A 23614-nucleotide genomic window follows, 5' to 3' on the forward strand; every position below is an offset into this window, starting at 1 on the left:
ATTATAATGTTATTTCTTATCATCTGCCTTGCGGCTGTTAACGTCAATGTAACTGTACAAAGTGAATTTGGAGATTCCGAAGTACTTGGAAACTTTGTCACCCGACTTAGTGATAAGGAAGGCGCCTGCATCGTTTAAGAACTGGATGGCAGTTACTTTTTCCTCCTTATTCATAAGGGCGGCCGGCTTCCCGATAAGGGCCACCGACTGTTCAATCAGGGTGTCTAACAGGTCATTGACATTGTGGACAATCTGTTCGGGCTGCTGCTTCACGTCCGCTTGGGGTTCGGTATCGATGAGGGCTTTGATGGAACGGTCCACGGTCATCAGTCCGGTTATATCATAATTAAGGGAAAGCAGGTAATCAATGGAATCGCCTTCCTTATTACGGATATAAAAGGTACTGGATTTCAGTATCTTGCCGTTGGATGTACGGGTAAGGTATCCAAGATGGTCTTTTAAAGTGGCCGGATCCTTGTGAAGGGTCTCCAGAACTACCTTGGAGGGTCCGTCGCCTTCCTGGCGGTTGGTCACGTGCCCATTATTGATATGTACAATGGAGTGTTCCAGGTCATGCCTTGCCAGGTCGTGGATCACAATTTCACAGTCTGGTCCGAACTGCCTTGCCAGGCCATCAGCAAGCTGCTTTAAAAGGTCTAGTGTGTATGCCATAGCTTTCTTCTTCCTTTCTTCGGACTCTTCAAATTCCAATCAGTTTCTGGTTACTTTGTACAATAAACATTTCGCTATGTTGTGACGCGTTGTTTATGATTCCATCATAGCACAAAAAAAATGAATTGCAAGAGGTTTTTACAAAAAAATTTAGAATATCTAAAAAATTTTGCATTTTATGCTTGCAAATGGGGTTATAAGGTGTTAGTATAGGGTTACAGGAAGTCCTGTTCTATCTTATTAAAGTTTATGGTTTTAAGATGGGGTTAGGGAGGGTCCGAACATTGCTTTCCGTCAGCTGTGCGTCCCGCTTTGTGGGAGATTTGGCCCAAATGAAGGGCGCATAGCGGGCTATGTAACCTGAATTTGGGCCGAATATGCCGCGAAGCGGGGCGTACAGATGGCGGAAATGAATGTTCGGACCCTCCCTGGGACAAATTGTTTCTGTCTGACACATATAATTCATTTAAAGTATTCTATAAAAGAAAAGGAGAGAGGTTATGTTAGTTATTGGGAACGGACGTCTGGTGACAAGGGATGCCGCTAATCCATTCATTGAGAATGGCGCGGTGGCAATGGACGGGAATGTGATTAAGAAAGTAGGGACACTGGAAGAAGTGAAGAAGGAATTCCCGGAGGCTGAGTTCATTGACGCCAAGGGGGGCGTCATCATGCCGGCGTTCATCAACACCCATGAGCACATCTACAGCGCCATGGCCAGAGGACTTTCTATTAAGGGATATAACCCGAAAGGATTTTTAGATATCCTGGACGGGATGTGGTGGACCATTGACCGCCATCTGACCAATGAGCAGACCCGCCAGAGCGCAAGGGCCACTTATCTGGATTCCATCAAGAACGGCGTCACCACTGTGTTTGACCATCATGCCAGCTTTGGCGAGATCCACGACAGCCTTTTTGCCATCGAGGATGCTGCCAAGGAGATGGGAATCAGGACCTGCCTCTGCTATGAGGTTTCGGATAGGGACGGCATGGACAAGGCAAGGGCTGCCGTTATGGAGAATGCGGCCTGGATCAAGCATGCCCTGGCTGATGGGACAGACATGCTGGCAGGCATGATGGGTATGCACGCACAGTTTACCATTTCCGATGAGACCATGGAACTGGCAGCAGCCAACAAGCCTGACGAAGTGGGATACCACATCCATGTGGCTGAGGGCATTGAGGACCTTCACGACTGCCTTAAGAAGTACGGCAAGAGGATTGTGGACCGTCTCATGGACAACAATATCTTAGGAAGCAAGACACTGTTAGGCCACTGTATCTATGTAAATTCCCATGAGATGGATCTGATTAAGGATACGGATACCATGGTCGTACATAACCCCGAGTCCAACATGGGCAATGCCTGCGGATGCCCTCCAACCATGGAAATCGTGCACAGGGGTATTTTAACCGGTCTTGGAACGGACGGCTATACACATGACATGACCGAGTCCATGAAGGTGGCCAATGTACTGCATAAGCATCACCTGTGCGATGCCAACGCGGCATGGGGCGAGGTTCCCCAGATGCTCTTTGAGGGCAATGCAAAGATTGCGGGCCGTTACTTCAAGAAGCCTCTCGGTGTGCTGAAGGAAGGCGCTGCCGCAGATGTGATCGTAACCGACTACATCCCGTTAACACCGATGGATGCTTCCAACATCAACGGACACATCCTGTTCGGAATGACCGGAAGGAGCGTCATCACCACTGTATGTAACGGCAAGGTCCTTATGAAAGACCGGGAACTGATTGGCCTGGATGAGGAGAAGATCCTTTATGAGGTAAGGGAAGAGGCTAAGAAGCTGGAGCGTTCCATCAACGGTTAAGGATGCGCGGATGGAAGGAACTGCCTTCCAGGCCTGGATAGGCTTTCCTCTATAATGAAGAAGGCGCAGCATGTATAATTAAGTAAACAACTGATTGCAGGGCGGCGGGAATCAGCACCTCAGGGAAACATACCCTGGGCGGCTGAGCCGGATGGAGGACATTGGCCTGGGGGCTTTCTAAGCCCCGCGGCCCTTGTGTCCGGTGCTGGGACCTGGTCTGGTGCTTATAATAAGGAGGATAAGAATAAAATGAGCGATATCATGACACCCATTCCATTTGGAAACCTGATGAACTGGATTCTAAAAGAGCACAAAAAAGGTGCTGTTTTCGGAGTCAGGAAACCTTTTAAGGCAGACCCGGAAAAGAATTATGAGATATTCGGCCGCAAGCTGGAGACACCCTTCGGTCCCGCGGCAGGCCCCCACACCCAGCTGACCCAGAATATTGTTGCGGCTTATGTGGCCGGCAGCCGTTTCTTTGAACTGAAGACCGTACAGAAGCTGGACGGCGAGGACCTTCCTGTTGCAAAGCCATGTATCAAGGCGGATGACGAGTGCTATAACTGTGAGTGGTCCACGGAGCTGTATGTTCCCCAGGCATTTGACGAGTATGTGAAAGCATGGTTCGCATGTAAGGTGCTGGCTAAGGAATACGGCCTTGGTGCCATGGACGGGTTCCAGTTCAACATGTCTGTTGGATATGACCTGGAGGGCATTAAGCTGGAGAAGATTGACCGGTTCATCGAGGGCATGAAGGATGCATCCGGGACAGCTGTTTTCAATGAGTGCAGGCAGTGGCTCCTCGATAACCTTGACAAGTTTGAGAAGGTGACAAAGGAAGATGTGGAGGGAATCTCCCCGCAGGTCTGCAACTGCGCAACCCTTTCCACCCTTCACGGATGTCCTCCGCAGGAGATTGAGCGCATTGCCCGTTACCTGATTGAGGAGAAGAAAGTACATACCTTCATCAAATGCAACCCCACCCTTCTGGGATATGAGTACGCAAGGAAGCTTATGGACGACATGGGCTATGACTACGTTGCATTCGGCGATTTCCACTTTAAGGATGACCTTCAGTATGAGGATGCGGTTCCCATGCTTGAGAGGTTACAGGCCCTGGCTGATGAGAAGGGACTGGAATTCGGCGTTAAGATTACCAACACCTTCCCGGTTGACGTGAAGCAGAATGAACTTCCAAGCGAAGAGATGTACATGTCCGGCAAGTCCCTGTATCCCTTATCCATGTCAGTTGCCATGAAGCTGGCTAAGGACTTTGGCGGCAAGCTGCGCATTTCCTACTCAGGCGGCGCTGATTACTTTAACATAGAAGATATCGTGGATGCAGGCATCTGGCCCGTGACCATGGCAACCACCATGTTAAAGCCGGGCGGCTATGAGAGGCTGGAGCAGATCGGCCAGATTTTTGCAGGAAAGGATGCGGCTGCGTTCACAGGCGTGGATGCTGATAAGGCGGCTGCACTGGTAGAGGCTGTCAAGAGCGACAAGCACCATGTAAAGGCAGTAAAACCCCTTCCCTCCAGGAAGATTAAGAAGCCGGTACCGCTGACAGACTGTTTCGTGGCCCCGTGTCAGGAAGGCTGTCCGATCCACCAGGATATCACCCGCTACCTGCAGCTGGCCGGAGCCGGTGAGTTTGAACAGGCCCTGGAAGTCATCCTGAACAAGAACCCGCTTCCATTCATCACAGGCACCATCTGTGCACACAACTGTATGAGTAAATGTACCAGGAACTTCTACGAGAGCCCTGTGGATATCAGAAGGACCAAGCTGGAAGCAGCTGAAGGCGGCTTTGAGGCAGTGATGTCTAAGTTCAAGGTTCCGGCAGTGACCACGGATAAGAAGGCTGCTGTTGTGGGCGGAGGACCGGCAGGACTGGCGGCTGCTTACTTCCTGGCCAGGGGCGGCGTAAAGGTAACTGTCTTTGAAAAGGAAGCAAAGATGGGCGGCGTTGTCCGCAACGTGATTCCGGGATTCCGTATCTCCGATGAAGCCATTGACAACGATGTGAAGATTGTTGCAGCCATGGGCGTGGAGATGGTGAATGGAAAGGAAATCACTTCCATTGATGAGTTAAAGAAGGAATATGATTACGTTGTCCTGGCAGTGGGCGCTTCTGATAAGGGAACCCTTAAGCTGGAAGCAGGGGATACCATGAATGCATTGGATTTCCTGGCTCAGTTCAAGGCAACGGACGGCAAGCTGGATTTAGGTAAGAACGTGGTTGTCATCGGCGGCGGCAACACTGCCATGGATACCGCAAGGGCAGCTAAGAGGAACGCTGGCGTGGAGAAGGTTTCCCTGGTATACAGAAGGACCAGACGCTTCATGCCTGCTGACGAGGAAGAACTGGTGATGGCAATGGAGGACGGCGTGGAATTTGCCGAGCTTCTGGCCCCGGTTAAGCTGGAGGACAAAACCCTGTACTGCAGGAAGATGGTCCTGGGCGACTATGATGCCAGCGGACGCCGCGGCGTCGTGGAGACGGACGAGGTTGTGACCGTGCCGGCTGATACGGTTATCGCAGCCGTGGGCGAGAAGGTTCCGGGTGCATTCTACGAGGAATGCGGCATTGCCCTGGACAGCAGAAGACGTCCCCAGGTAAACCAGGATACCCTGGAAACCAGCGTGAAGGGCGTGTACGTGGCTGGCGACGGCCTGTACGGACCTGCCACGGTTGTTGAAGGAATCCGCGACGGCAAGATGGCCGCAGAGGCAATTGTGGGCAAGGTACTGGCAGAAGATCTGTTCAAGCTGTCTGACGCCGGCACCATCTATGGCCGCAAGGGCAGGCTGGCAGAGGAGAATGACCATATCGTTGACAGCACCAGATGCCTGTCCTGTAACAGCTACTGCGAGAACTGCGTAGAGGTATGCCCCAACAGGGCCAACATTTCCCTGGTTGTCCCGGGAATGGAGAAGCACCAGATCATCCATGTGGATTATATGTGTAATGAGTGCGGCAACTGTAAGAGCTTCTGTCCATGGGACAGCGCGCCGTATCTTGACAAGTTCACCCTGTTTGCCAATGAGAAGGATATGGAAAACAGCAAGAACCAGGGCTTCACGGTTCTGGATGCTGTGAGCGGCGCCTGCAAGGTAAGGCTCCAGGGCAATGTGATGGATTACACGGTTGGTTCCGCGAACGGGGATGTGCCGGACGGAATCCAGAAGATCATTGCAACTGTAATCAAAGATTATTCTTATATGTTATAAATGAAAATGTGCGCCGGGGGCTGCAGGTGTGCCTGACAGTCCCGGGGTGTGTTTGAAAATTGTGTTCCGTCAGCTGACGGGAATGAATTTTAAACATATCCTGGCGCAGCAGGAAGTTCCCGGTGAAGATAGGGGGATTTCCTTATATTCCAGTGCGTGTTTGAAAATCCATTCCCCCTGCCCTGATGGAGCCATCAAAGGTACCCCTTAGGACAAAGCAGGACCAGCTTCGCGGTTTGTCCGGTCCTGGGGCGTGTTTGAAAATTCATTCCCGCCATCTGCACGCCCCACTTCGCGGTATATTTGGTCCCGATTCGGTCAACGTAGCCCGCTACGCCTCCCTCATCGGAACCAAATCTCCCACAAAATGGGACGCACAGCTGACGGAAAGCAATTTTTAAACACGCCCCAATCCGGCAGTCCGCAGGACAGGGAGAGGAATGTGATTTTCAAACACGCGCTGAATTGTTAAAAAAATAACGTTATTCTTTTGGTAGAATAAAGACAGGAACTTCTGTCTGTGACAGGATTACGGCAGATTGATGAGGTGTTTTCGGATGGCTAGGGAAAAGACGGAAAAGGTGGTATTTACCTTCCATACCACGACGATGGCTATGAGGATGGAGCAGTGCGCAAAGGATGCAGGAAGCCCGGGGCGGCTGATACCTGTGCCAAGGCAGATCAGCGCCGGCTGCGGCATGGCCTGGAGCGCCCCGGCAGCAGAACGGCTAGGGCTGGAATCACTGATTCAGGAAAACGGGATAGAGACAGAGGGAATCCATAATCTTTTTTTATAAAGCTATTTTACGTTGGAGCGTAAAGGCAGGAGGTAAAGATGGGAGAGAACTATAGTTTTACGGTAAATGGAGTGATGCGCAGCACCAGTGAGGATAAACCTCTTCTGCGTTATCTGCGTGAGGACCTTCACCTGCATTCTGTAAAGGACGGATGCAGCGAGGGCGCCTGCGGCACATGTACAATCGTGGTGGACGGGAAGGCGGTTAAATCCTGCATCCTGACAACCAAGCGCGCAGTGGGGAAGAACATCATTACCACGGAAGGCTTAAGCGATGCTGAGAAGGAGGCATTTGTATACGCCTTCGGCGCAATGGGATCCGTGCAGTGCGGATTCTGTACCCCCGGCATGGTTATGGCGGGCAAGGCCCTGATTGACAGGGTGCCGGACCCCACTGAGGAAGAAATCAAGGTTGCCCTGAAGGGAAATATCTGCCGCTGTACCGGATATAAGAAAATCATCGAAGGCATCCAGCTGACCGCAGCCATCCTGAGAGGGGATGCGAAGATAGAGGAGTCCCTGGAAAAGGGCGATTCCTACGGGGTGGGAGAGCGTGCCTTCCGCCTGGATGTGCGGGAAAAGGTGCTGGGATACGGCGAATACCCTGGCGATGTGGAGATGGAAGGAATGGTTTATGCATCAGCCGTTCGTTCTAGGTATCCTCGGGCAAAGGTGCTGGATATCCATACCGGGGAGGCGCTGGCCCTTCCGGGAGTACTGGCCGTGCTTACGGCCGAGGATGTGCCTAATAATAAGGTGGGCCATCTCCAGCAGGACTGGGATGTGATGATTGCAAAAGGCGATATCACCCGCTGCGTGGGCGATGCCATATGCCTGGTTGTTGCCGAGACAAGGGATATCCTGGAGGAAGCAAAGAAGCTGGTTAAGGTTGATTACGAGGAACTGACCCCGGTATGTTCTGTCCATGAGGCCATGGCTGAGGACGCGCCCAAGGTCCATGAAAAGGGAAATCTGTGCCAGAGCCGCCATGTGACACGCGGCGATGCAAAAAAGGCGCTGGAGAATTCCAAGTACGTGGTGACCCAGACCTACACCACTCCGTTTACAGAGCATGGGTTCCTTGAGCCGGAATGCGCAGTTGCATTTCCTTATAAGGATGGTGTCAAGGTTTATACCTCAGACCAGGGCGTATACGATACACGTAAGGAAATCTCCATCATGCTGGGCTGGGACCCGGACCGCATTGTGGTGGAAAACAAACTGGTTGGCGGCGGCTTTGGCGGAAAAGAGGACGTTTCCACCCAGCATATCGCCGTACTGGCAGCCTTAAAGGTACAGAAGCCGGTTAAGGTAATATTCTCCAGACAGGAGTCCATTAATTTCCATCCAAAACGCCATGCAATGGAAGGAACCTTCACCCTGGGCTGTGATGAAAATGGAATCTTCACAGGACTTGACTGTGAAATCTACTTTGATACAGGCGCATATGCCTCCCTGTGCGGACCCGTGCTTGAAAGGGCCTGCACCCATTCCGTGGGACCATACTGCTATCAGAACACGGATATCCGCGGCTTCGGCTATTACACCAACAATCCGCCTGCAGGCGCGTTCCGCGGCTTTGGCGTGTGCCAGAGTGAATTTGCGCTGGAATCCAATATCAACCTTCTGGCTGAGAAGGTGGGCATTTCCCCATGGGAAATCCGCTACCGCAATGCAATCGAACCAGGCAAGGTGCTTCCAAACGGACAGATTGCAGACTGCTCCACCGCGCTGAAGGAAACACTTCTGGCGGTTAAGGATGCATATGAGGGCAATCCCGGCAGGGCAGGAATCGCATGTGCCATGAAGAACGCAGGCGTGGGCGTGGGCCTTCCTGACAAAGGGCGCGCAAAGCTGGCGGTCCATGATGGAAGGGTGGAGTTATATGCGGCTGCTTCCGACATCGGACAGGGCTGCGCAACCGTATTTGTACAGATGGTTGCAGAGGTAACAGGACTTAAGAAGGACCAGATTAAGAACATGGGCGCCAATTCCGAGGTTGCACCGGATTCAGGCACCACCTCCGGTTCACGCCAGACCCTGATTACGGGCGAGGCGGTGAGGATGGCCGCGGCAGACCTTTTGGAGGCCCTTAAGGAAGCCGGCGGTGACATGACACAGCTGGAAGGCAGGGAGTTCTTTGCTGAATTCTTTGACCCCACAGACAAGCTGGGAGCGGATGTCCCCAATCCAAAGAGCCATGTGGCCTATGGTTTTGCAACCCATGTGGTCATCCTGGACGATGACGGCAAGGTAAAAGAGGTGTATGCTGCCCATGATTCAGGCAAGGTCGTGAACCCGATTTCCATCCAGGGACAGATTGAAGGCGGCGTGCTGATGGGACTGGGATATGCCCTGACAGAGGATTTCCCATTGAAGAACGGCGTTCCACAGGCCAAGTACGGCACACTGGGACTGATGCGTTCCACACAGATTCCGGATATCCATGCGATTTATGTGGAGAAGGAAGAACAGCTGCCATTTGCATACGGCGCAAAGGGAATCGGCGAGATTGCCACCATCCCCACGGCCCCGGCAGTCCAGGGCGCTTATTACGCCATGGACCATGTGCTGAGGACAAAGCTTCCTATGGAGAATACATTCTATAAGAAAAAGAAATAAATGAATAAACGGCAGATGCTGGGAATGGATTTTCAAACAGGCCCCGGGGAGGGGGATTTCCTGACCAGGTATCTGAAACGGACGGCGAAAGGCAGGTATCCTGCTTTTCGCTTGTTCCACATAAGCGCATGTTTGGACGAAACACATTACAGGAGGTGACGGGATGGATGGTACAATCAGGTTCCGTTTCGCGGAGCGGGGAGATATCCCCCTGATTCTCAGGTTCATAAAGGAACTTGCTGATTATGAGGGGATGCTGGACCAGGTGGTGGCTACGGAGGAACTACTGGACCAGTGGCTGTTTGAAAAGCAGAAGGCGGAGGTGCTTCTTGGAAGCTGTGACGGGGAAACCGTGGGCTTTGCCTTGTTTTTCCATAACTTTTCCACCTTCCTGGGCCGGGCAGGCATTTATCTGGAAGATTTATATGTATGTCCCGGGTACCGGGGCCGTGGATTTGGGAAGGCATTTTTAAACCAGCTGGCTTCCATTGCAGTGGAACGGGGATGCGGCCGTCTGGAGTGGTGGTGTCTGGACTGGAATAAGCCAAGTATTGACTTTTATCTGGGCATGGGCGCCAAGGCCATGAGCGACTGGACGGTCTACCGGATAGACGGGGAGCAGTTAAGCCGGATGGCGGATCAGGGACAACAGCTTTATCACATAGACAGAACAGGAGAGTGAGGATTATGAAGCAGATATTAAAAGGCGGGACAGTGGTGACCGGAAGCGGCAGTTTCCGGGAGGATGTGCTCATTGACGGGGAAAAGGTGGCGGCTGTAGGCAGTACGGAAGAAATCGCGCGCCTGGCGGACCAGGACACCCAGGTGGCGGATGTGACAGGCTGTCTTCTGTTCCCTGGATTCATTGATGCCCACACCCATTTTGACCTGCATGTGGCAGGAACCGTGACCGCGGATGACTTTACAACGGGAACCAGGGCAGCTGTCAGGGGCGGCACCACCACAATCGTGGACTTCGGCACCCAGTATGCGGGCGAGAGCCTGGCGGACGGGCTTAGGAACTGGCATGAAAAGGCGGACGGCAAATGTTCCTGCGACTACAGCTTCCACATGTCCATCTCGGACTGGAACCCATCGGTCAGCAGGGAACTGGATGATATGATGGAAGAAGGCATTACTTCCTTCAAGCTGTACATGACTTATGATACCCAGGTGGATGACAGGACAATCTTCGAAATCCTTAGGAGGCTGAAGGAAGTGGGCGGGATTACCGGAGTGCACTGTGAGAACAGCGGCATGATTGCGGCCCTCCAGGCAGAGGCAAAGGCAGCGGGAAGGATGGGGGTTGAAAGCCATCCGGCCACGCGTCCGGCTGCCGCGGAGGCAGAGGCCATTGACCGCCTGCTGCGCCTGGCAGAGGTGGTGGATATCCCTGTAATCGTGGTGCACCTTACCTGTAAGGAAGGCTATGATGTCATCATGGAAGCAAGGAGAAGAGGGCAGAAGATATACGCGGAGACCTGTCCCCAGTACCTGCTTATGGATGACAGCCTTTACGGACTTCCGGGCTTTGAAGGCGCTAAATACGTGTGTGCGCCTCCATTAAGGAAAAAGGAGGATTCCCAGTGCCTGTGGAAGGCCCTGGCTGACGGCACCATACAGACGGTTTCCACGGACCACTGCAGCTTTACCACGGAGCAGAAAAAGCTTGGCATGGATGATTTCACCAAGATACCGGGCGGTATGCCGGGGGTTGAGACAAGAGGAACCCTTCTTTATACATACGGCGTGGATACAGGAAGGATTACCAGGGAAAAGATGTGTGAACTCCTGTCGGAGAATCCGGCTAAGCTGTACGGCATGTATCCGTTAAAAGGCGCAATTGCGCCGGGAAGCGACGCGGACATCGTGGTGATGCGGACCGGTGTGGATGACGTGGTAACGGCCGGTGACCAGATACAGAACGTGGACTATGCGCCCTTTGAGGGAAGGAAGCTGACCGCGCGCATCGAAAGCGTGTACCTGCGCGGCACCCAGGTGGTGAGGGACCATCAGGTTGTGGTGGAGAAGGCAGGTAAGTTTGTTAAGCGCGGGAAGTATGATCTGTAGGTTTTTTAAGTGCTAAAAATGCTGTGTACAGGTTTGGTGAGCGTGAGAAATGCTGTATATAGGTTTGCTAAACGCAGGAAATACATTTTATTAATATGAATCCTGAATGTACGAAGGCAGAGGTCTGCGGCGGTAAGCTGGAAGCCTCTGCCTTGTCTTACTAGAGCGTGTTTGAAAATTGCTTTCCGTCAGCTGTGCGTCCCACTTTGTGGGAGATTTGGTCCCGATGAGGGAGGCGTAGCGGGCTACGTTGACCGAATTGGGACCAAATATGCCGCGAAGTGGGGCGTGCAGATGGCGGGAATGAATTTTCAAACACGCTCTAGGAGGCCTGATCAGTTTACATCCCGAAACATGGCCATGGTATTGAAAAATACCGGAAAAGCTGATACAGTTAAATCCTGGTATCATGTCACAGGAATGGAAAAATATTACATATAGGAGGCAGAAGCATGAAGAACATATCAGCAGTATATTTCAGCCCCACAGGCGGCACAAGGAAGGCCGTCCTTAACCTGGCATCCGGGATGGGGGGAGACATCAGGGAGGTGGACCTTTGCACCCTGAAGGGAGAGTGCTCCTTTGAATCCGGGGACCTTGTGATAGTGGGAATGCCGGTGTTTGGAGGCAGGATTCCGGGGTTTGCGGCAAAGCTGCTTAAGCAGTGCAGGGGGAACGGGGCAGTGGCCGTTACCGTGGCTGTTTATGGCAACCGTGCTTTTGAGGACGCCCTGGTAGAATTAAATGATGCTCTAAAGGAACTGGGATTTAAAATCGGGGCAAGCGCCGCCCTTCTGGCAGAGCATTCCATGGCAAGGGAGGTTGCAGCAGGACGCCCGGATAATAAGGATGAGGAGGATGCCCGTGGATTTGCAGGAAGAATCCTGGAGAAGCTGGCAAAGGACGGATGGCAGGAACCCCAGGTCCCGGGAGACCGGCCTTACCGCGACTGGAAACAGATGCCGGTTGTTCCCCTTGCAGATGATACCTGCATGACCTGCGGCCTTTGTGCGGAACAATGTCCCACCGGGGCCATACCCGCGGATGCGCCCGGCACGACCGATTCCGGGACCTGTATGCTGTGCATGCGGTGCGTTGCTGTCTGTCCGGTCCACGCAAGGTCGCTGCCCGCCCAGGCCCAGGCCATGCTGGAGCAGAAGCTGGCCCCGGTCAAGGCAATCCGAAGGGAGAATGAACTGTTCCTGTAAGGCGGGAAGCGGCTGTTCAGACAGATTGGATGGGGAAGGTTAAGGATATGTACAGGTTGGATGGGAGAAGGTTAAGGATATATGATTGATTATGGGAAAGCCGGACTGGCTGTCATCGGCATGGGATGGATCGGGGAATATATGGTCCCGTGCTATGAACGCCTTCTGGGAAATGGTTATGAGTCCAGGATACTGGCAGTCAAGGCAACGGACAGGCGGCTTGAGGAATTAAGGAAACGGTATGGATTTGAGATCATGATAGGGGACTGCCTGGAACGGCTGAAGGCCTTAAGACCCGCCTTCCTGGTCCTTTCGGTCCGGCCTTACGAGATGGCCGGTGTGGTGGAAGGCACGGTAAAGCCTTATATAGGGTTCCTGAGGAACCAGGGCGCCCCCATGCCCCTGATAATTTCATTTGCCCCCAGCCCGCGCCCGGAATGGTATACGCAGGTCCTGGGAGAGGATGTGAGGACCGTATGCGTGCTTCCGGCCATGGAGACATCCATTGGAGGCGTCGACGTGTATTCCCTGGCCAGCAGCCAGGTTACATATGACCAGGGGATTCCCCTGGCCGAAGGACACAGGGAAGCCGTCGGCCGCTTCCTTGGGCCGTTGGGCAAGGTGTTATGGTGTACGCCCGAGGAGTCCATGGCCCTTTTATCCATGAATATTACGTACCATATGCTGTATCTTCTCTGCTTTGCCCTGGAAGGACATTATGGGGCAGGGGGGTGCGCAAGGGCGGCGGGAATATTATACGCCTTAAACTGTGGGAGACTGGGAAGACCGGGACTTGTAAAGCCTGTGGCGGAACCGGAGGAGGCGGATAAAAGACAGCTGGCCTGGCTGGAGAAGGGGTGGTACCAGGGGGCATTTGACTTTGCCGCCGGACATGGCAGGCTGCCGGACGGCGCGCCGTCCCCCAATGTCCGGGTCCTTGCGCCCCGGGCATTTGAGCTTCACCTGCTCTCCCTTCAGCTTGAGTCCAGGCAGTTCCTGGAGGAGAAGCTGAAGGACCACGCCACGCCCGGCGGCATGACGGAGAAGGCTGTGAAGGAATTTAAGCGCCTGTGGGAGGAAGTGCAGGGCGGCGCCCATGGATGCCGGATACCCCTAAAGGGCAGTGGGTCCATGGCCTATGACGTTTCCTACAGACTGGCGGAGCAGGTGTATCAGAGAGGAATATCCCTGGAGCGCGGATGAATGGTTTGGATATCCATCACTGCCAGCCCCGGATGACAGGCTGGATCTGCCTGCCTTCCAGGGCTTCTTTTAATGTATCCTCAATCAGTCCGGTCCTGGCTATCATGGAACTGGGCTTTTTCACCGGGTCATCCTGGCCAAAGGGCACGAAATAGATGTTCTTGGTGTTAAACAGTTCCCCGATATTCTTAAAGTTAATCCCCAAGGCATCATTGGTGGACACGGAGATGACCAGGGGCTTCCCGTTCCTCAGATGGGCCTTGGCGGCCATGAGCACAGGGGTGTCCGTAATCCCGCAGGCCAGCTTAGCCAGGGTATTGCCGGTGCAGGGGGCAATGAGGAGCACATCCAGATATGCACTGGTGCCAATTGGCTCCGCCTCCTCGATGCGCAGGATGGGAGGATTTCCGGCCATGCCGGTTATCCGTTTGATGAATTCCCCGGTATCCCCGAAGCGGGAGTCCGTGGTCTGGACATTGCCGGAGAAAATGGGGTACAGGATGGCCCCGGTTTCCTTCAGCTTCAGGATTTCCTGTTCCATCCTTGCAAACGTACAAAAGGACCCGGTCATGGCCAGGCCGATACTTTTTCCTTTTAATTCCATAAAAAACTCCTTTCTAACAGGCCGCGTCTATGGTTTTCAGATGCGGGAACACAGGGCCTCATACAGGATCCGTGCAGAGGACATGGGTGAGTACTTGCCGGGAAGGCCGGGGCAGAGCCTGGCACGGATGCCGTGTGCATTGCAGGCTTCAAGGTCAACCCCGCCCGGGGCCGAAGCAATGTCAATGACAACCGTGTCCCTGTCCATGAGGGCAGCAAGACCTGCATCTAAAACCATGGACGGTATGGTGTTGAAGATAAATGAATATCCGTGGATATGGGAATCCAGCTGTGCAAGGGGAACCGCCTCGTAGCCGTGGCACCAGGCGCGCGCCAGCTTTTTCGCATCCCGCCCAGCAAGGGCCACATGGGCGCCCATGCCTGTAAGCGTATCTGCCAGCGCCTCGGCGCACCGGCCGCATCCTGTTATCAGGCAGGAACTTCCCCGCAGGTTCATGGGACTTAGGGAAATGGCCTCGGCCACAGCGCCCTCCGCAGTGGCAACGGCATTTTTACAGGCCACCTCTTCCATTTTCATGAAGTCAATGCAGGGGATGTCATGGGCCTTGCAGTACTCCGTGACAGACAGGGGGATACTGCCGCCAAACAGTGTGTGGGCGGATGTGAGGCGGCTTAAGAAGGTGTTTATATCCATGTCCTTAAGCTGGTTTTCAGCGTGGATGTTTTTTTTGTCCTTTGAAAATGGCACAGGGCAGAGGATGATATCGGAATCCTCCATTGCTTCCCCCAGGGAAAAGGAGGGATTTTCATAATATAAGGATACTTCCTGCCCTGCCTGTTCTAACAGGCGTGACAGGTAAAGCTGTCTGGGGTCGCCGCCCAGAATGAGAAAGTGATGCATAAGGAACTCCTTTCATCTCATTATATTTTGTTATATGTGAAAAGGAAATAATTGGTGAGTGGTACCAATGGCGGATGTTTGTCATATTTCTGATAGTATAGAGAATGAACCGGGGGACAGAGAGTAAATGAGACACAGCATATTTGAAGGCAGCGCGGCTGCCATAGTAACGCCCATGGATGAATACGGCAACCTGGATTATGAAGCAATGGGCAGGCTCCTTGACCGGATCATGGACGGGGGGACCGATGCGGTTGTTGTCAATGGGACCACCGGGGAGTCCGCAACCCTGGACGACAGGGAGAAGCTGTCTGTGATGGAGTATGTGATTCGCCATGTGGACGGGAGGATTCCCGTGATTGCCGGGACAGGGAGCAACTGCACGGAACATGCGGTAAAGCTTTCCAGGGAAGCTGAAAAACTGGGGGCGGATGGGCTTTTGCAGGTAACGCCTTATTACAACAAGGCGTCCCAGGAAGGGCTGGTGCGGCATTTTACGGAGGTGGGGGACCATGTGGGGATTCCCATCCTTTTGTATAATGTGCCTAGCCGTACCGGCGTGGACATCCGGCCGGAGACATATAAGATCCTTTCCGAACACCCCAACATCAGGGGGACAAAGGAGGCCAGCGGCAATATGACGGCCCTGGCCAGGACGGCCGCGCTCTGCGGGGACGGATTCGACATCTATTCGGGCAATGACGACCAGACCCTGCCCATCATGGCCCTTGGGGGCAAAGGAGTGATTTCCGTGCTGGCAAATATCATGCCCGGACAGACCCATGACATGTGCCGCCTGTTCCTGGACGGGAAGCTTAAGGAGAGCCGGGAAATGCAGCTGAAGCTTTTGGATATCATGGAGGCGCTGTTCTGGGACGTGAATCCCATTCCTGTCAAGGCGGCCCTGTCCATCATGGGGGTGTGTTCCGACAGCTGCCGCCTGCCGTTAACGCCGATGGGACGGAAGCAGAAGGAACGGCTGGCTGCGGTGATGCGGCGGTATGGGATCTGCGGCTGAAGCAAAGGCAGGGCTGCGTAAGCGGGACCGGGAGGGCAGGAATAAAATCCCCCTCCCGTATTGCGAAAGAATTTGTCCTACAGTATAATATTTTCATACTGCATATCCGGGGATAGGGGGATATGCAATACGGTACAATCAATCATGGTCCATCATGGGGTGGACAAAAGGGGCGGGACATGGACTTAAGATTTATCAGCAGGTACAAATACAGGAGTATTTTCACAAAAACACTGGCAATCCTAATCGGGCTGATGTTTTTGCTGATCATGATTTTTTATGGTTTCAGTTATAAGGTGGTTTCGGACCAGATAACGGAGAAGTTCTGTCTTTCTAACCTGAATATGCTGGGGAAGACATGTGATGCCATTGACCTGACGCTTTCTTATATCAATCAGAGCATTACCCAGGTCAGTGAGAATGAGAATATCATCAGCACCGTGGTTGCGCCGTCTGAACAGGGGCAGCGGGATTTTGAGGTGGCGAACCTGCTGCATGCGTCCGCCGGGAAGAATCCTTCCGTTGAGGAAATCCTGCTGTATGTGCCATTTTCCCGTACCGTATATACATCCAGTCAGAAAGTCACTCCCCTTGACCGGTATGAGGGAAGGGATACCGTGGAAACGTTCATTGAAAATGCTTCCGGGAGTGCGGCATTCGGCAGTACCGATACACGCCTGTTCCACTATGGGGACGACGTGTATATGGTCCGGGATTTTCCCATGACCGGGATCAACCGTCTGGGGACCCTGTTTTATAAGCTGTCCCCGGAGGCGTTCCGCCAGCTGGCAGCGGGCAGGCAGGCGCTGTCAGGCCGTATCCTTGTGATGGATGCAGGAGGAGAGGAACTGTTTGGCGGGCCGGTGCCCGGCGGGGATGGCGGGGACGGGCTGGCGCGCCATGGGAAGGGCATGGCTTCCCGGGAGGAAATGCGGATAGCCGGGGATATGGACGGTTATATGGCTAACGGGGATATGGACGGTTATACGGATAACGGGGAGGGGCTGACATTCCGGGTCACCTCCGCCCTGACCGGGTGGGGATATGTGCTTTTGGAAGACCGCCATCTGTTTGCGCCGGAGATATCCGATATCCTGCTTTTAATCCTGCCGCTGCTCATCATGTTCTTTTTTGTCAGCCTGTTCCTTTCCCTATACATAACCCGTACGATTTATGCGCCCATTAACCGTCTGCTGTCCTCTGTCACCCGGAAAGGGATGCCCTTGCCATCGGACGGGGCAGATATACGCAACGAGTATGATCTGCTGACCGCCGCCTTCGACCATGCGGCGGTGCAGAACAGTGATTTGAACGCGGTCATCCGGGAGATTGCACCGGATATCGAGAAAAAACTGTTCCGCGACCTTTTGTCGGGACACTGGGAGCCGGGGACAGACCTCCGTGCCGCGTTTACAAGGGTCGGAAGCGTGTTTGGCTGTGAGGGAAGATATGTTGCTCTGGCCATCCTCCTGACGACCCCGGAAAGCGGACAATTGAACGAAGTTGAAGCGGGGGTATATTTCGTAGGTGCAAGGAACCTGCTGTACAAGCTGGCAGGCACGGACTGCGCCCTCCATGTCCAATTGTATGAGGGGAATCTGGCGGCTGCGGTTCTGGAATTTGACCGCCGGACCGCCGTGTTTAAGGTAAAGGAGTTTACATCCGGCCTGATACGCGATTTCTGCAGCGCGGTACAGAATGCCACCTTCCAGGTCCAGATTGGCCGCGGACAGGTATATGATTCCATGGAGGACATTGGATTTTCCTTTCAGCAGGCGCGCGAACAGCTGATGTATATCCGTTATATGGATCAGAGCACCGGGGAAAATGAGGGCGGCGGGGCGCCGAATGAACCGCGGTCACAGCTGGAATATTACCGCATGCGTGTGGGGCAGGTGGCAAAGATGGTGGAAGAGGAGGACATGGCGGGCGCACAGGCCCTGGCGGACCGTCTTCTTTCGGAGTGTACCTCAGATACGGAAAACGGGCAGAAGGCCCGGGAGGCATTGACCGACTATTGCAACGCGGTGGAGGAATGCCTGATTGAGCTGCATGTTGACTGGCCGGAGGGGGATACGGGCCTGGACTCAGGATACGGGGACAGGACGGTGGAGGAACTGACCGGAAAGGCACAGGAGGCGGGACGCGGGCTGGTATCCCTGCTGGAGGGCTATTATAAAAAACGGCGTCATAAATTCATCGTCGCTGCCCGGAGCTACATCGATGAGCATTATTCGGACAGTTCATTGTCACTCAACGGGGTGGCCGGGTATCTTGGGGTGAATCCGTCCTATCTGAGCAAGCTTTTTACGGAGGCGCTGCATAAGCATTTTAATGACTACCTGAACGAATGCCGGGTTGAGGAGGCGAAAAAGCTGTTGATGACAAACCGTCTGACCGTGAAGGAGATTGGTTACAGGACAGGATTTAACTCGGTCCAGAATTTTATCCGGGTTTTTAAGCGATATGAGAATGTCACACCCGGGCAGTACAGGGATTTGAAGCGTGGTTAGCGGTACCGGGAACGGGCCGGAGGGAATAGGATTCCTTCCGGCCCGTTTTGTGTGGACTGGGTTAGGGTAGACTGGGTCAGGTTGGACCGGGTCAGGGCAGGCTGGGTCAGGGTGGACCGGCCCAATGGCGGGGATGTCCGCAATGAATGATATCTGTGATGATTAACATTTTTTTTGCTGATGAAAGAATTGTGAACAATCCACAGGAAACGTCATTTACATTTGGGAAAGCCGTGGGTATAGTAAAAACAAGCCAGGCGGCCGCTGGTAAAATAAGAGAACCGTTATGAAGGATGGACGAAGGTCCATGGATTGAGAGGAGATAAAGGTATGATATTGAAAAAATTGTGTCGTGCGTCAAAACGTTCCATTATGGGTATTATGGCATTGGCGGCCGTGAGCAGCATGGTAATCAGCGGCTGCGGTTCAAATAAAGGAACCGTATCCGAAACTTCCACCCAAGCGCAGCCACAGTCCGCTGCGGCAGAAAATAATGAGGGCAGCGCTCAGGAACAGAAAGTGATGAAGCTGGCGGCAACCCTGATGCCGGACACGTCGCCTATCAAATGTCTGACAGACATGAGCGTTAAGCTTAAGGATGAGACACAGGGCGCTGTTGATATCCAGATATTCCCAGCCAGCCAGTTGGGGGGACAGCGTGATTTCGTGGAAGGCGTTTCCATGGGGACCGTGGAAATGTGTATCGTAGGCGTAGGGGCCTTAGAATCATTTGAACCCAGGTTTTCCATCTATGGGATGCCGTTCCTGTTTGAGGATAACGACCATCTCTATAAGTTCTATGACAGCGATATCAACCAGAAGATCCTTCAGGATTTTTGCGACCAGAAGGGAATGCGTGTGATTGGCCTGTTTAATGAAGGGTTCCGCACGGTCTGGACCAAGGAAAAGCCGGTTGAATCCCTGGCTGATTTTAAGGGGCTGAAGCTCCGGGTCCCGGAGGTGCCGATTTTCGTTGATATGTTCACCACCCTTGGCTGTAATGCGACGCCGCTTCCGGCGGGGGACGTTTATACGGCCCTGCAGACAGGAATGATCGAAGGGGTTGAACTTCCCGTCAGCTCTATTGTGGGCGGCAAAATTAATGAAGTGGTCAAGTATGAGACGGTTACAAACCATGTAAGCGGGGCCATGGTGGTTCTGATTAATGAGGGATATTATCAGTCGCTGACCGGGGAACAGCAGCAGATGCTGCTGGCGGCGGTTAAGGAGGCCTCCGATGCGGACCGGGCCAACATGGTCACGGATACTGAGAAATACGAGAAGGTGATTGCGGAAAGCGGAATCCAGCAGATCATCCCGTCCGAGGAGATGATGGCGCAGTTCCGGGAAGCCATGAACGGTGTTTCAGAGAAATATTTTAAGGATGTGATTGACCAGGAGACAATTGACCAGATCCGGGCCATGGCTGAATAGACGGTTTTGGGGCGCGCATATGGCGGGAATGGATGTTCAGACGCCTATGCCTGCCCCTTGTAAATGGAGGGTTTTTTATGAAACAGATTTGGAGGATTTTTGACAGTATACTGGAATGGGTGCTGGTAAGCTGCACCTTTGCAATGGCGGTGCTCTGTTTCACACAGGTGGTATTCCGGTATGTGTTTAACAGTTCCATCCCATGGTCGGAGGAGGCCAGCCGGTATTTATTCTCGGTGGTGGTATTTTTCGGTGGCATTATCTGCGTCAGGGACAAGGGACACGTGTGCGTGGATATCATAATACAGCAGCTGCCGTGCAGGGTAAGGCGCTATTACAGCCTCCTGCTCTATGCTTTGATGTTCCTGTTCTCCCTGTTCCTGGCAAAAGCAGGCTGGGAGCTTGCGGTTAAAAATATGTATCAGGTGTCTCCGGCCCTGCGGATCCCGCTGGGGTGGGTTTACATGACGATTCCATTTTCCGGCGTGTTCATGGGGATTAACAGTATCCGGCGCGCCATATGGGACTTCAGGGAAGGCAGCGGGGAGGGGAAGGTGGAGGAATGAATGCAGCAATCATAATGGGGATTCTTTTTTTTGTACTTTTAATCAGCGGATTGCCTATCAGTTTTGCCACGGGGCTGGCGGCCATGGTGTACATCCTGCTGACGCCGAATATCCCGGCCATCCTGATTCCGCAGCGGATGTTTGTCACGGTTGATTCCTTTGCATTGATGGCGATTCCCCTGTTCATATTGGCGGGCGAACTGATGAACAGCGGCGGGATTACCCGTAAAATTGTGGATTTCTCATCTAAGCTGGTGGGACATATCACAGGAGGGCTTGCACATATCAGTATCCTGGCCTGCATGATTTTTGCGGGCATGTGCGGTTCCTGTACGGCTGCAGGGGTTTCAGTGGGTTCCATGATGATCCCGGCCCTTAAGAAAGAGAATTATGATGTGGACTTCAGCGCGGCGGTCATCGCCAGTGCGGCGGTGTTGGGGCCGGTGATTCCGCCCAGCATCATCATGGTGGTTTACGCTTCCCTGACAGGCACTTCCGTTGCAAAGCTTTTTTTAGGCGGTATTGCCCCGGGAATCATCATAGGGATGCTTTTGATGTTCACGGCCTACCGTATTTCCAAAAAAAGGGGCTACCAGGCGAAGCTTGCCAGACGATGCTCCCTGAAGGAAATCATGGTGTCCTTCAGGAAATCCCTGGCGGCGCTGCTCCTGCCAATCGTGATTATCGGAGGTATCCTGTCCGGCATGTTTACAGCCACGGAAGCAGGGGCAATCGGTGTGGCATACGCGGGGGCGGTGGGCTTTCTCAGCGGTGAGATCCACATAAGCGATGTAAAGAGGATCCTGCTCAACGCAGCTAAGTCCAGCACCAACATCCTGTTCTTAATGGGGACGGGAGCGGTGTTCGGGTGGATCCTGACAAGCCTGCAGATTCCGCAGATGATGACAAGGCTGCTTATCGGAATATCCTCGCAGCCGCAGATACTGATGCTTATCATAATCGCATTTGTGCTCTTCCTTGGCTGCTTTCTGGCGGATGCCGCCATTGTCCCGGTACTGGCGCCGCTGCTGTTTCCGGTCATCCAGCAGGTGGGGATTGACCCGGTGGCCTTTGGCGTAATCCTCTGTACCACCGCAGTGGTCGGTAACATCACGCCTCCTGTGGGGGGACTGCTGTTTGTCATCAGCGGGGTGGGGAATGTCTCCGTGACAAAAACAGCCCGGGCCGTACTGCCGTTCCTGGCAGTGATTGTATGTGTGCTTGTGGCCTGCGGGATATTCCCGCAGATTGTTACAACCATACCAGACCTTTTGATGAAATGATAGGAGGGATGCTTACATATGGCTACTGAATTTGACATGGATATTAAGAAGCTGTACGGACTTTATAAATATCCGGAGAAATACCGGGTTTTACCGTTCCGTATATTTGGGAACCTGTATTATGTGGGAAATGCGGATGTGGGCGCGCACCTGATTGACAGCGGGGACGGCCTTATCCTGATTGACACCACTTATCCGTCCACGGCGGCGCTCTTAATCCAGTCAATCTGGGAACTGGGATTCCGGCCGGAGGATATACGTATCATTTTGCATACCCATGGACATTTTGACCATTTTGGCGGGACCGCGCTGATTAAGGCGCTGTCCGGGGCCAGGACCTTTCTGGGGGAGGCGGACGCCAGGATGTTCTGTGAACAGCCGCAGCTGGCCCTCTGTGCGGATTGCAGGGGATATGCGTATACCGAACCCTTTGTCCCGGATGTGGAAATCCGCGACGGGGACATCATTTCGCTGGGGAATACAGAAATCAAAGCGGTCGCGACACCGGGACACACGGATGGGGTCATGTCGTTTTTCTTTGATGTGACCGATGGGACGCGCGTCCTTCGGGCAGGGCTTTTCGGCGGGGCGGGTGTGAATACAATGACATCGGATTTCATTGCCCGTTACCACAATTCCCAGTGCAGGCGGCAGTTCCCGGAAAGTCTTGAGAAAATCCGCAATGAAAAGGTGGATATTACACTGGGCAATCACGCGGCCCAGAATCATACACTGGAAAAATATGAAAAAATGAAAAGCCAAAAAGACGGAGACAACCCGTTTATCGATTCCGGGGAGTGGCAGGAATTCATCCGGTCCGCGGGCGCGAATTTCCAGCGCATGCTTCTGGCGGAGCAGCGAAAATAATATAAGGGAGGGTAACAGGGATGGCATTGGCGGAGTTGAACTTTTTTTCCTACTATCTTGGGATGAACACGTCTGTGTTGGCGCTTTTGCCGGAGGAGAGGGGCATGCCCATATCAGATGACTCCCATAAGAAATATCCGGTACTGTATTTGCTTCACGGACATGGGGATGACCAGACCGGGTGGATCAGGAAGAGCATGCTGGAACTTAAGGTGAGGGACAGGGAACTGATTGTGGTAATGCCCACGGCCCATAGGGGATTTTACATCAATGGGAAACATGGCTACCGGTATTTTGATTACCTGGCAAAGGAGCTGCCCCGGGCGGTTGCGAATTTTTTCCACGGTTCCCTGGAACGGAAGGATAATTATATTGCAGGCCTGTCCATGGGAGGATACGGCGCCCTTTACCTTGCCTTGTCCTGCCCGGAACAATATGCGGGGGCGGCGGCGCTGTCGGCCGCGGTTACGCCGGGCGCTGTCCTGGATGTGGGCAGCCAGATGTTTTCCGTTCCGGATTTCAGGGAAAATATCGCTGACTGTTTCGGATGTCCGGAGCAGGCGGACGGCTCAGAATACGATTTAAGGCAGAAATGTCTGGAGCTGAAGAAAAGGGATGCGGCGGACTGGCCTAAAATAATGCAGTCCATAGGAACGGAGGATCCTTTGTATCCTGCGAACCTGGAATTTTCAAGGTGGCTGAAGCAGGAAATGCCCGGACTGGAATACCAATACACGCAAGCAGCGGGGAATCATGACTGGATGTTCTGGGACAGCCAGATTGATCCTGTCTTGAGGTTTTTCGGGCTATGAGGCAGTTGGGGGACCGGCT

Annotated in this window: 22 protein-coding genes and 2 pseudogenes; 18 read left to right on the plus strand and 6 right to left on the minus strand. The window is 53.4% G+C overall.

From position 1 onward, the window contains the following. Positions 1-9 precede the first annotated feature (9 nt). Positions 10-672: a helix-turn-helix transcriptional regulator gene (locus tag LK536_RS38195; RefSeq protein WP_008717908.1), complete on the minus strand. Its 663-nt coding sequence runs from the start codon at positions 670-672 to the stop codon at positions 10-12. 298 nt (positions 673-970) lie between these two features. On the opposite strand from LK536_RS38195, the gene LK536_RS38200 reads away from it, so the two are divergent. Continuing rightward, positions 971-1036: a DUF6783 domain-containing protein gene (locus tag LK536_RS38200; RefSeq protein WP_506092122.1), complete on the plus strand. Its 66-nt coding sequence runs from the start codon at positions 971-973 to the stop codon at positions 1034-1036. Here LK536_RS38200 and LK536_RS38205 read toward each other — a convergent pair. Then, a pseudogene (locus LK536_RS38205) lies at positions 1007-1138 on the minus strand (DUF6783 domain-containing protein); the annotation flags it as partial. The gene LK536_RS38200 and the pseudogene LK536_RS38205 overlap by 30 nt on opposite strands. 34 nt (positions 1139-1172) lie before the next feature. Here LK536_RS38205 and ssnA point away from each other — a divergent pair. Both ssnA and ygfK read left to right on the plus strand, forming a co-directional pair. Beyond that, positions 1173-2504 (plus strand): putative aminohydrolase SsnA, encoded by a 1332-nt coding sequence (ssnA, locus tag LK536_RS38210; RefSeq protein ID WP_025486520.1) that lies wholly within the window; start codon positions 1173-1175, stop codon positions 2502-2504. 249 nt (positions 2505-2753) lie between these two features. After that, positions 2754-5738, plus strand: a complete 2985-nt coding sequence (gene ygfK / locus LK536_RS38215) for a putative selenate reductase subunit YgfK (protein ID WP_227795570.1) — start codon at positions 2754-2756, stop codon at positions 5736-5738. Between the two features lie 194 nt (positions 5739-5932). Here the strand turns inward: ygfK and LK536_RS38220 are convergent. Next, a pseudogene (locus LK536_RS38220) lies at positions 5933-6079 on the minus strand (DUF6783 domain-containing protein); the annotation flags it as partial. On the opposite strand from LK536_RS38220, the gene LK536_RS38225 reads away from it, so the two are divergent. From LK536_RS38225 to hydA, 5 genes are all read left to right on the plus strand, one after another. Beyond that, entirely contained in the window at positions 6038-6139 is a 102-nt protein-coding gene (locus LK536_RS38225; RefSeq protein WP_327395555.1) for a DUF6783 domain-containing protein, read from the plus strand. The pseudogene LK536_RS38220 and the gene LK536_RS38225 overlap by 42 nt on opposite strands. 156 nt (positions 6140-6295) lie before the next feature. Further along, entirely contained in the window at positions 6296-6535 is a 240-nt protein-coding gene (locus LK536_RS38230; RefSeq protein WP_227795569.1) for a putative Se/S carrier protein, read from the plus strand. A gap of 38 nt (positions 6536-6573) precedes the next feature. Beyond that, the gene (gene xdh, locus LK536_RS38235) at positions 6574-9156 is read left to right on the plus strand and encodes a selenium-dependent xanthine dehydrogenase (RefSeq protein ID WP_227795568.1); all 2583 of its coding nucleotides are present in this window, start codon (positions 6574-6576) and stop codon (positions 9154-9156) included. Positions 9157-9319: 163 nt separating this feature from the next. Then, entirely contained in the window at positions 9320-9838 is a 519-nt protein-coding gene (locus LK536_RS38240) for a GNAT family N-acetyltransferase (RefSeq protein ID WP_008717893.1), read from the plus strand. 5 nt (positions 9839-9843) lie between these two features. Further along, complete coding sequence (gene hydA, locus LK536_RS38245; protein ID WP_025486524.1) at positions 9844-11226, plus strand: dihydropyrimidinase; 1383 nt, start codon at positions 9844-9846, stop codon at positions 11224-11226. A gap of 90 nt (positions 11227-11316) precedes the next feature. On the opposite strand, the gene LK536_RS38250 is transcribed toward hydA, so the two are convergent. Beyond that, a complete protein-coding gene (locus LK536_RS38250; protein WP_329602215.1) occupies positions 11317-11499 on the minus strand; it encodes a DUF6783 domain-containing protein in 183 nt (60 codons plus the stop codon). Between LK536_RS38250 and LK536_RS38255 the strand changes: the two genes are divergently transcribed. The 3 genes from LK536_RS38255 to LK536_RS38265 all read left to right on the plus strand — a co-directional run bounded on the left by LK536_RS38255 (position 11419) and on the right by LK536_RS38265 (position 13637). Next, a complete protein-coding gene (locus LK536_RS38255) occupies positions 11419-11667 on the plus strand; it encodes a DUF6783 domain-containing protein (RefSeq protein ID WP_329602214.1) in 249 nt (82 codons plus the stop codon). The genes LK536_RS38250 and LK536_RS38255 overlap by 81 nt on opposite strands. Positions 11668-11678: 11 nt before the next feature. Then, a complete protein-coding gene (locus tag LK536_RS38260) occupies positions 11679-12434 on the plus strand; it encodes a 4Fe-4S binding protein (protein ID WP_227795567.1) in 756 nt (251 codons plus the stop codon). Between the two features lie 81 nt (positions 12435-12515). Further along, a complete protein-coding gene (locus LK536_RS38265) occupies positions 12516-13637 on the plus strand; it encodes a pyrroline-5-carboxylate reductase family protein (RefSeq protein ID WP_227795566.1) in 1122 nt (373 codons plus the stop codon). A 16-nt stretch (positions 13638-13653) separates the two neighbouring features. On the opposite strand, the gene LK536_RS38270 is transcribed toward LK536_RS38265, so the two are convergent. Both LK536_RS38270 and dpsA read right to left on the minus strand, forming a co-directional pair. Continuing rightward, positions 13654-14241 (minus strand): dipicolinate synthase subunit B, encoded by a 588-nt coding sequence (locus LK536_RS38270; RefSeq protein WP_227795565.1) that lies wholly within the window; start codon positions 14239-14241, stop codon positions 13654-13656. 36 nt (positions 14242-14277) lie between these two features. Next, positions 14278-15102 (minus strand): dipicolinate synthase subunit DpsA, encoded by an 825-nt coding sequence (gene dpsA, locus LK536_RS38275; RefSeq protein ID WP_227795564.1) that lies wholly within the window; start codon positions 15100-15102, stop codon positions 14278-14280. Between the two features lie 127 nt (positions 15103-15229). Between dpsA and dapA the strand changes: the two genes are divergently transcribed. The 7 genes from dapA to LK536_RS38310 all read left to right on the plus strand — a co-directional run bounded on the left by dapA (position 15230) and on the right by LK536_RS38310 (position 23595). Beyond that, a complete protein-coding gene (dapA, locus tag LK536_RS38280; RefSeq protein ID WP_008717886.1) occupies positions 15230-16120 on the plus strand; it encodes a 4-hydroxy-tetrahydrodipicolinate synthase in 891 nt (296 codons plus the stop codon). A gap of 179 nt (positions 16121-16299) precedes the next feature. Next, complete coding sequence (locus LK536_RS38285; protein WP_227795563.1) at positions 16300-18633, plus strand: helix-turn-helix transcriptional regulator; 2334 nt, start codon at positions 16300-16302, stop codon at positions 18631-18633. 330 nt (positions 18634-18963) lie between these two features. Then, complete coding sequence (locus tag LK536_RS38290; RefSeq protein ID WP_040379753.1) at positions 18964-20067, plus strand: TRAP transporter substrate-binding protein; 1104 nt, start codon at positions 18964-18966, stop codon at positions 20065-20067. Between the two features lie 77 nt (positions 20068-20144). Beyond that, a complete protein-coding gene (locus LK536_RS38295) occupies positions 20145-20633 on the plus strand; it encodes a TRAP transporter small permease (RefSeq protein WP_227795562.1) in 489 nt (162 codons plus the stop codon). Continuing rightward, a complete protein-coding gene (locus LK536_RS38300) occupies positions 20630-21916 on the plus strand; it encodes a TRAP transporter large permease (RefSeq protein WP_227795561.1) in 1287 nt (428 codons plus the stop codon). Before LK536_RS38295 ends, LK536_RS38300 begins: the two co-directional genes overlap by 4 nt. 18 nt (positions 21917-21934) lie before the next feature. Further along, on the plus strand, positions 21935-22783 hold the full coding sequence (locus LK536_RS38305; protein WP_120056228.1) for an MBL fold metallo-hydrolase: 849 nt from the start codon (positions 21935-21937) through the stop codon (positions 22781-22783). A 20-nt stretch (positions 22784-22803) separates the two neighbouring features. Continuing rightward, positions 22804-23595: an alpha/beta hydrolase gene (locus tag LK536_RS38310; RefSeq protein WP_227795560.1), complete on the plus strand. Its 792-nt coding sequence runs from the start codon at positions 22804-22806 to the stop codon at positions 23593-23595. Positions 23596-23614 lie beyond the last annotated feature (19 nt).

The organism is Clostridium pacaense (genome assembly GCF_020709765.2).
Classification (GTDB): domain Bacteria; phylum Bacillota; class Clostridia; order Lachnospirales; family Lachnospiraceae; genus Enterocloster; species Enterocloster hominis.

What these genes read in the sequence shown, in the direction of transcription:
- dapA (WP_008717886.1), top strand. Translation starts at nt 15,230, where the DNA reads ATGAGACACAGCATATTTGAAGGCAGCGCGGCTGCCATAGTAACGCCC.
- LK536_RS38295 (WP_227795562.1), top strand. Translation starts at nt 20,145, where the DNA reads ATGAAACAGATTTGGAGGATTTTTGACAGTATACTGGAATGGGTGCTG.
- LK536_RS38240 (WP_008717893.1), top strand. Translation starts at nt 9,320, where the DNA reads ATGGATGGTACAATCAGGTTCCGTTTCGCGGAGCGGGGAGATATCCCC.
- LK536_RS38260 (WP_227795567.1), top strand. Translation starts at nt 11,679, where the DNA reads ATGAAGAACATATCAGCAGTATATTTCAGCCCCACAGGCGGCACAAGG.
- LK536_RS38265 (WP_227795566.1), top strand. Translation starts at nt 12,516, where the DNA reads ATGATTGATTATGGGAAAGCCGGACTGGCTGTCATCGGCATGGGATGG.
- LK536_RS38285 (WP_227795563.1), top strand. Translation starts at nt 16,300, where the DNA reads ATGGACTTAAGATTTATCAGCAGGTACAAATACAGGAGTATTTTCACA.
- hydA (WP_025486524.1), top strand. Translation starts at nt 9,844, where the DNA reads ATGAAGCAGATATTAAAAGGCGGGACAGTGGTGACCGGAAGCGGCAGT.
- LK536_RS38290 (WP_040379753.1), top strand. Translation starts at nt 18,964, where the DNA reads ATGATATTGAAAAAATTGTGTCGTGCGTCAAAACGTTCCATTATGGGT.
- LK536_RS38230 (WP_227795569.1), top strand. Translation starts at nt 6,296, where the DNA reads ATGGCTAGGGAAAAGACGGAAAAGGTGGTATTTACCTTCCATACCACG.
- LK536_RS38195 (WP_008717908.1), bottom strand. Translation starts at nt 672, where the DNA reads ATGGCATACACACTAGACCTTTTAAAGCAGCTTGCTGATGGCCTGGCA.
- LK536_RS38305 (WP_120056228.1), top strand. Translation starts at nt 21,935, where the DNA reads ATGGCTACTGAATTTGACATGGATATTAAGAAGCTGTACGGACTTTAT.
- ygfK (WP_227795570.1), top strand. Translation starts at nt 2,754, where the DNA reads ATGAGCGATATCATGACACCCATTCCATTTGGAAACCTGATGAACTGG.
- xdh (WP_227795568.1), top strand. Translation starts at nt 6,574, where the DNA reads ATGGGAGAGAACTATAGTTTTACGGTAAATGGAGTGATGCGCAGCACC.
- LK536_RS38300 (WP_227795561.1), top strand. Translation starts at nt 20,630, where the DNA reads ATGAATGCAGCAATCATAATGGGGATTCTTTTTTTTGTACTTTTAATC.
- dpsA (WP_227795564.1), bottom strand. Translation starts at nt 15,102, where the DNA reads ATGCATCACTTTCTCATTCTGGGCGGCGACCCCAGACAGCTTTACCTG.
- ssnA (WP_025486520.1), top strand. Translation starts at nt 1,173, where the DNA reads ATGTTAGTTATTGGGAACGGACGTCTGGTGACAAGGGATGCCGCTAAT.
- LK536_RS38310 (WP_227795560.1), top strand. Translation starts at nt 22,804, where the DNA reads ATGGCATTGGCGGAGTTGAACTTTTTTTCCTACTATCTTGGGATGAAC.
- LK536_RS38270 (WP_227795565.1), bottom strand. Translation starts at nt 14,241, where the DNA reads ATGGAATTAAAAGGAAAAAGTATCGGCCTGGCCATGACCGGGTCCTTT.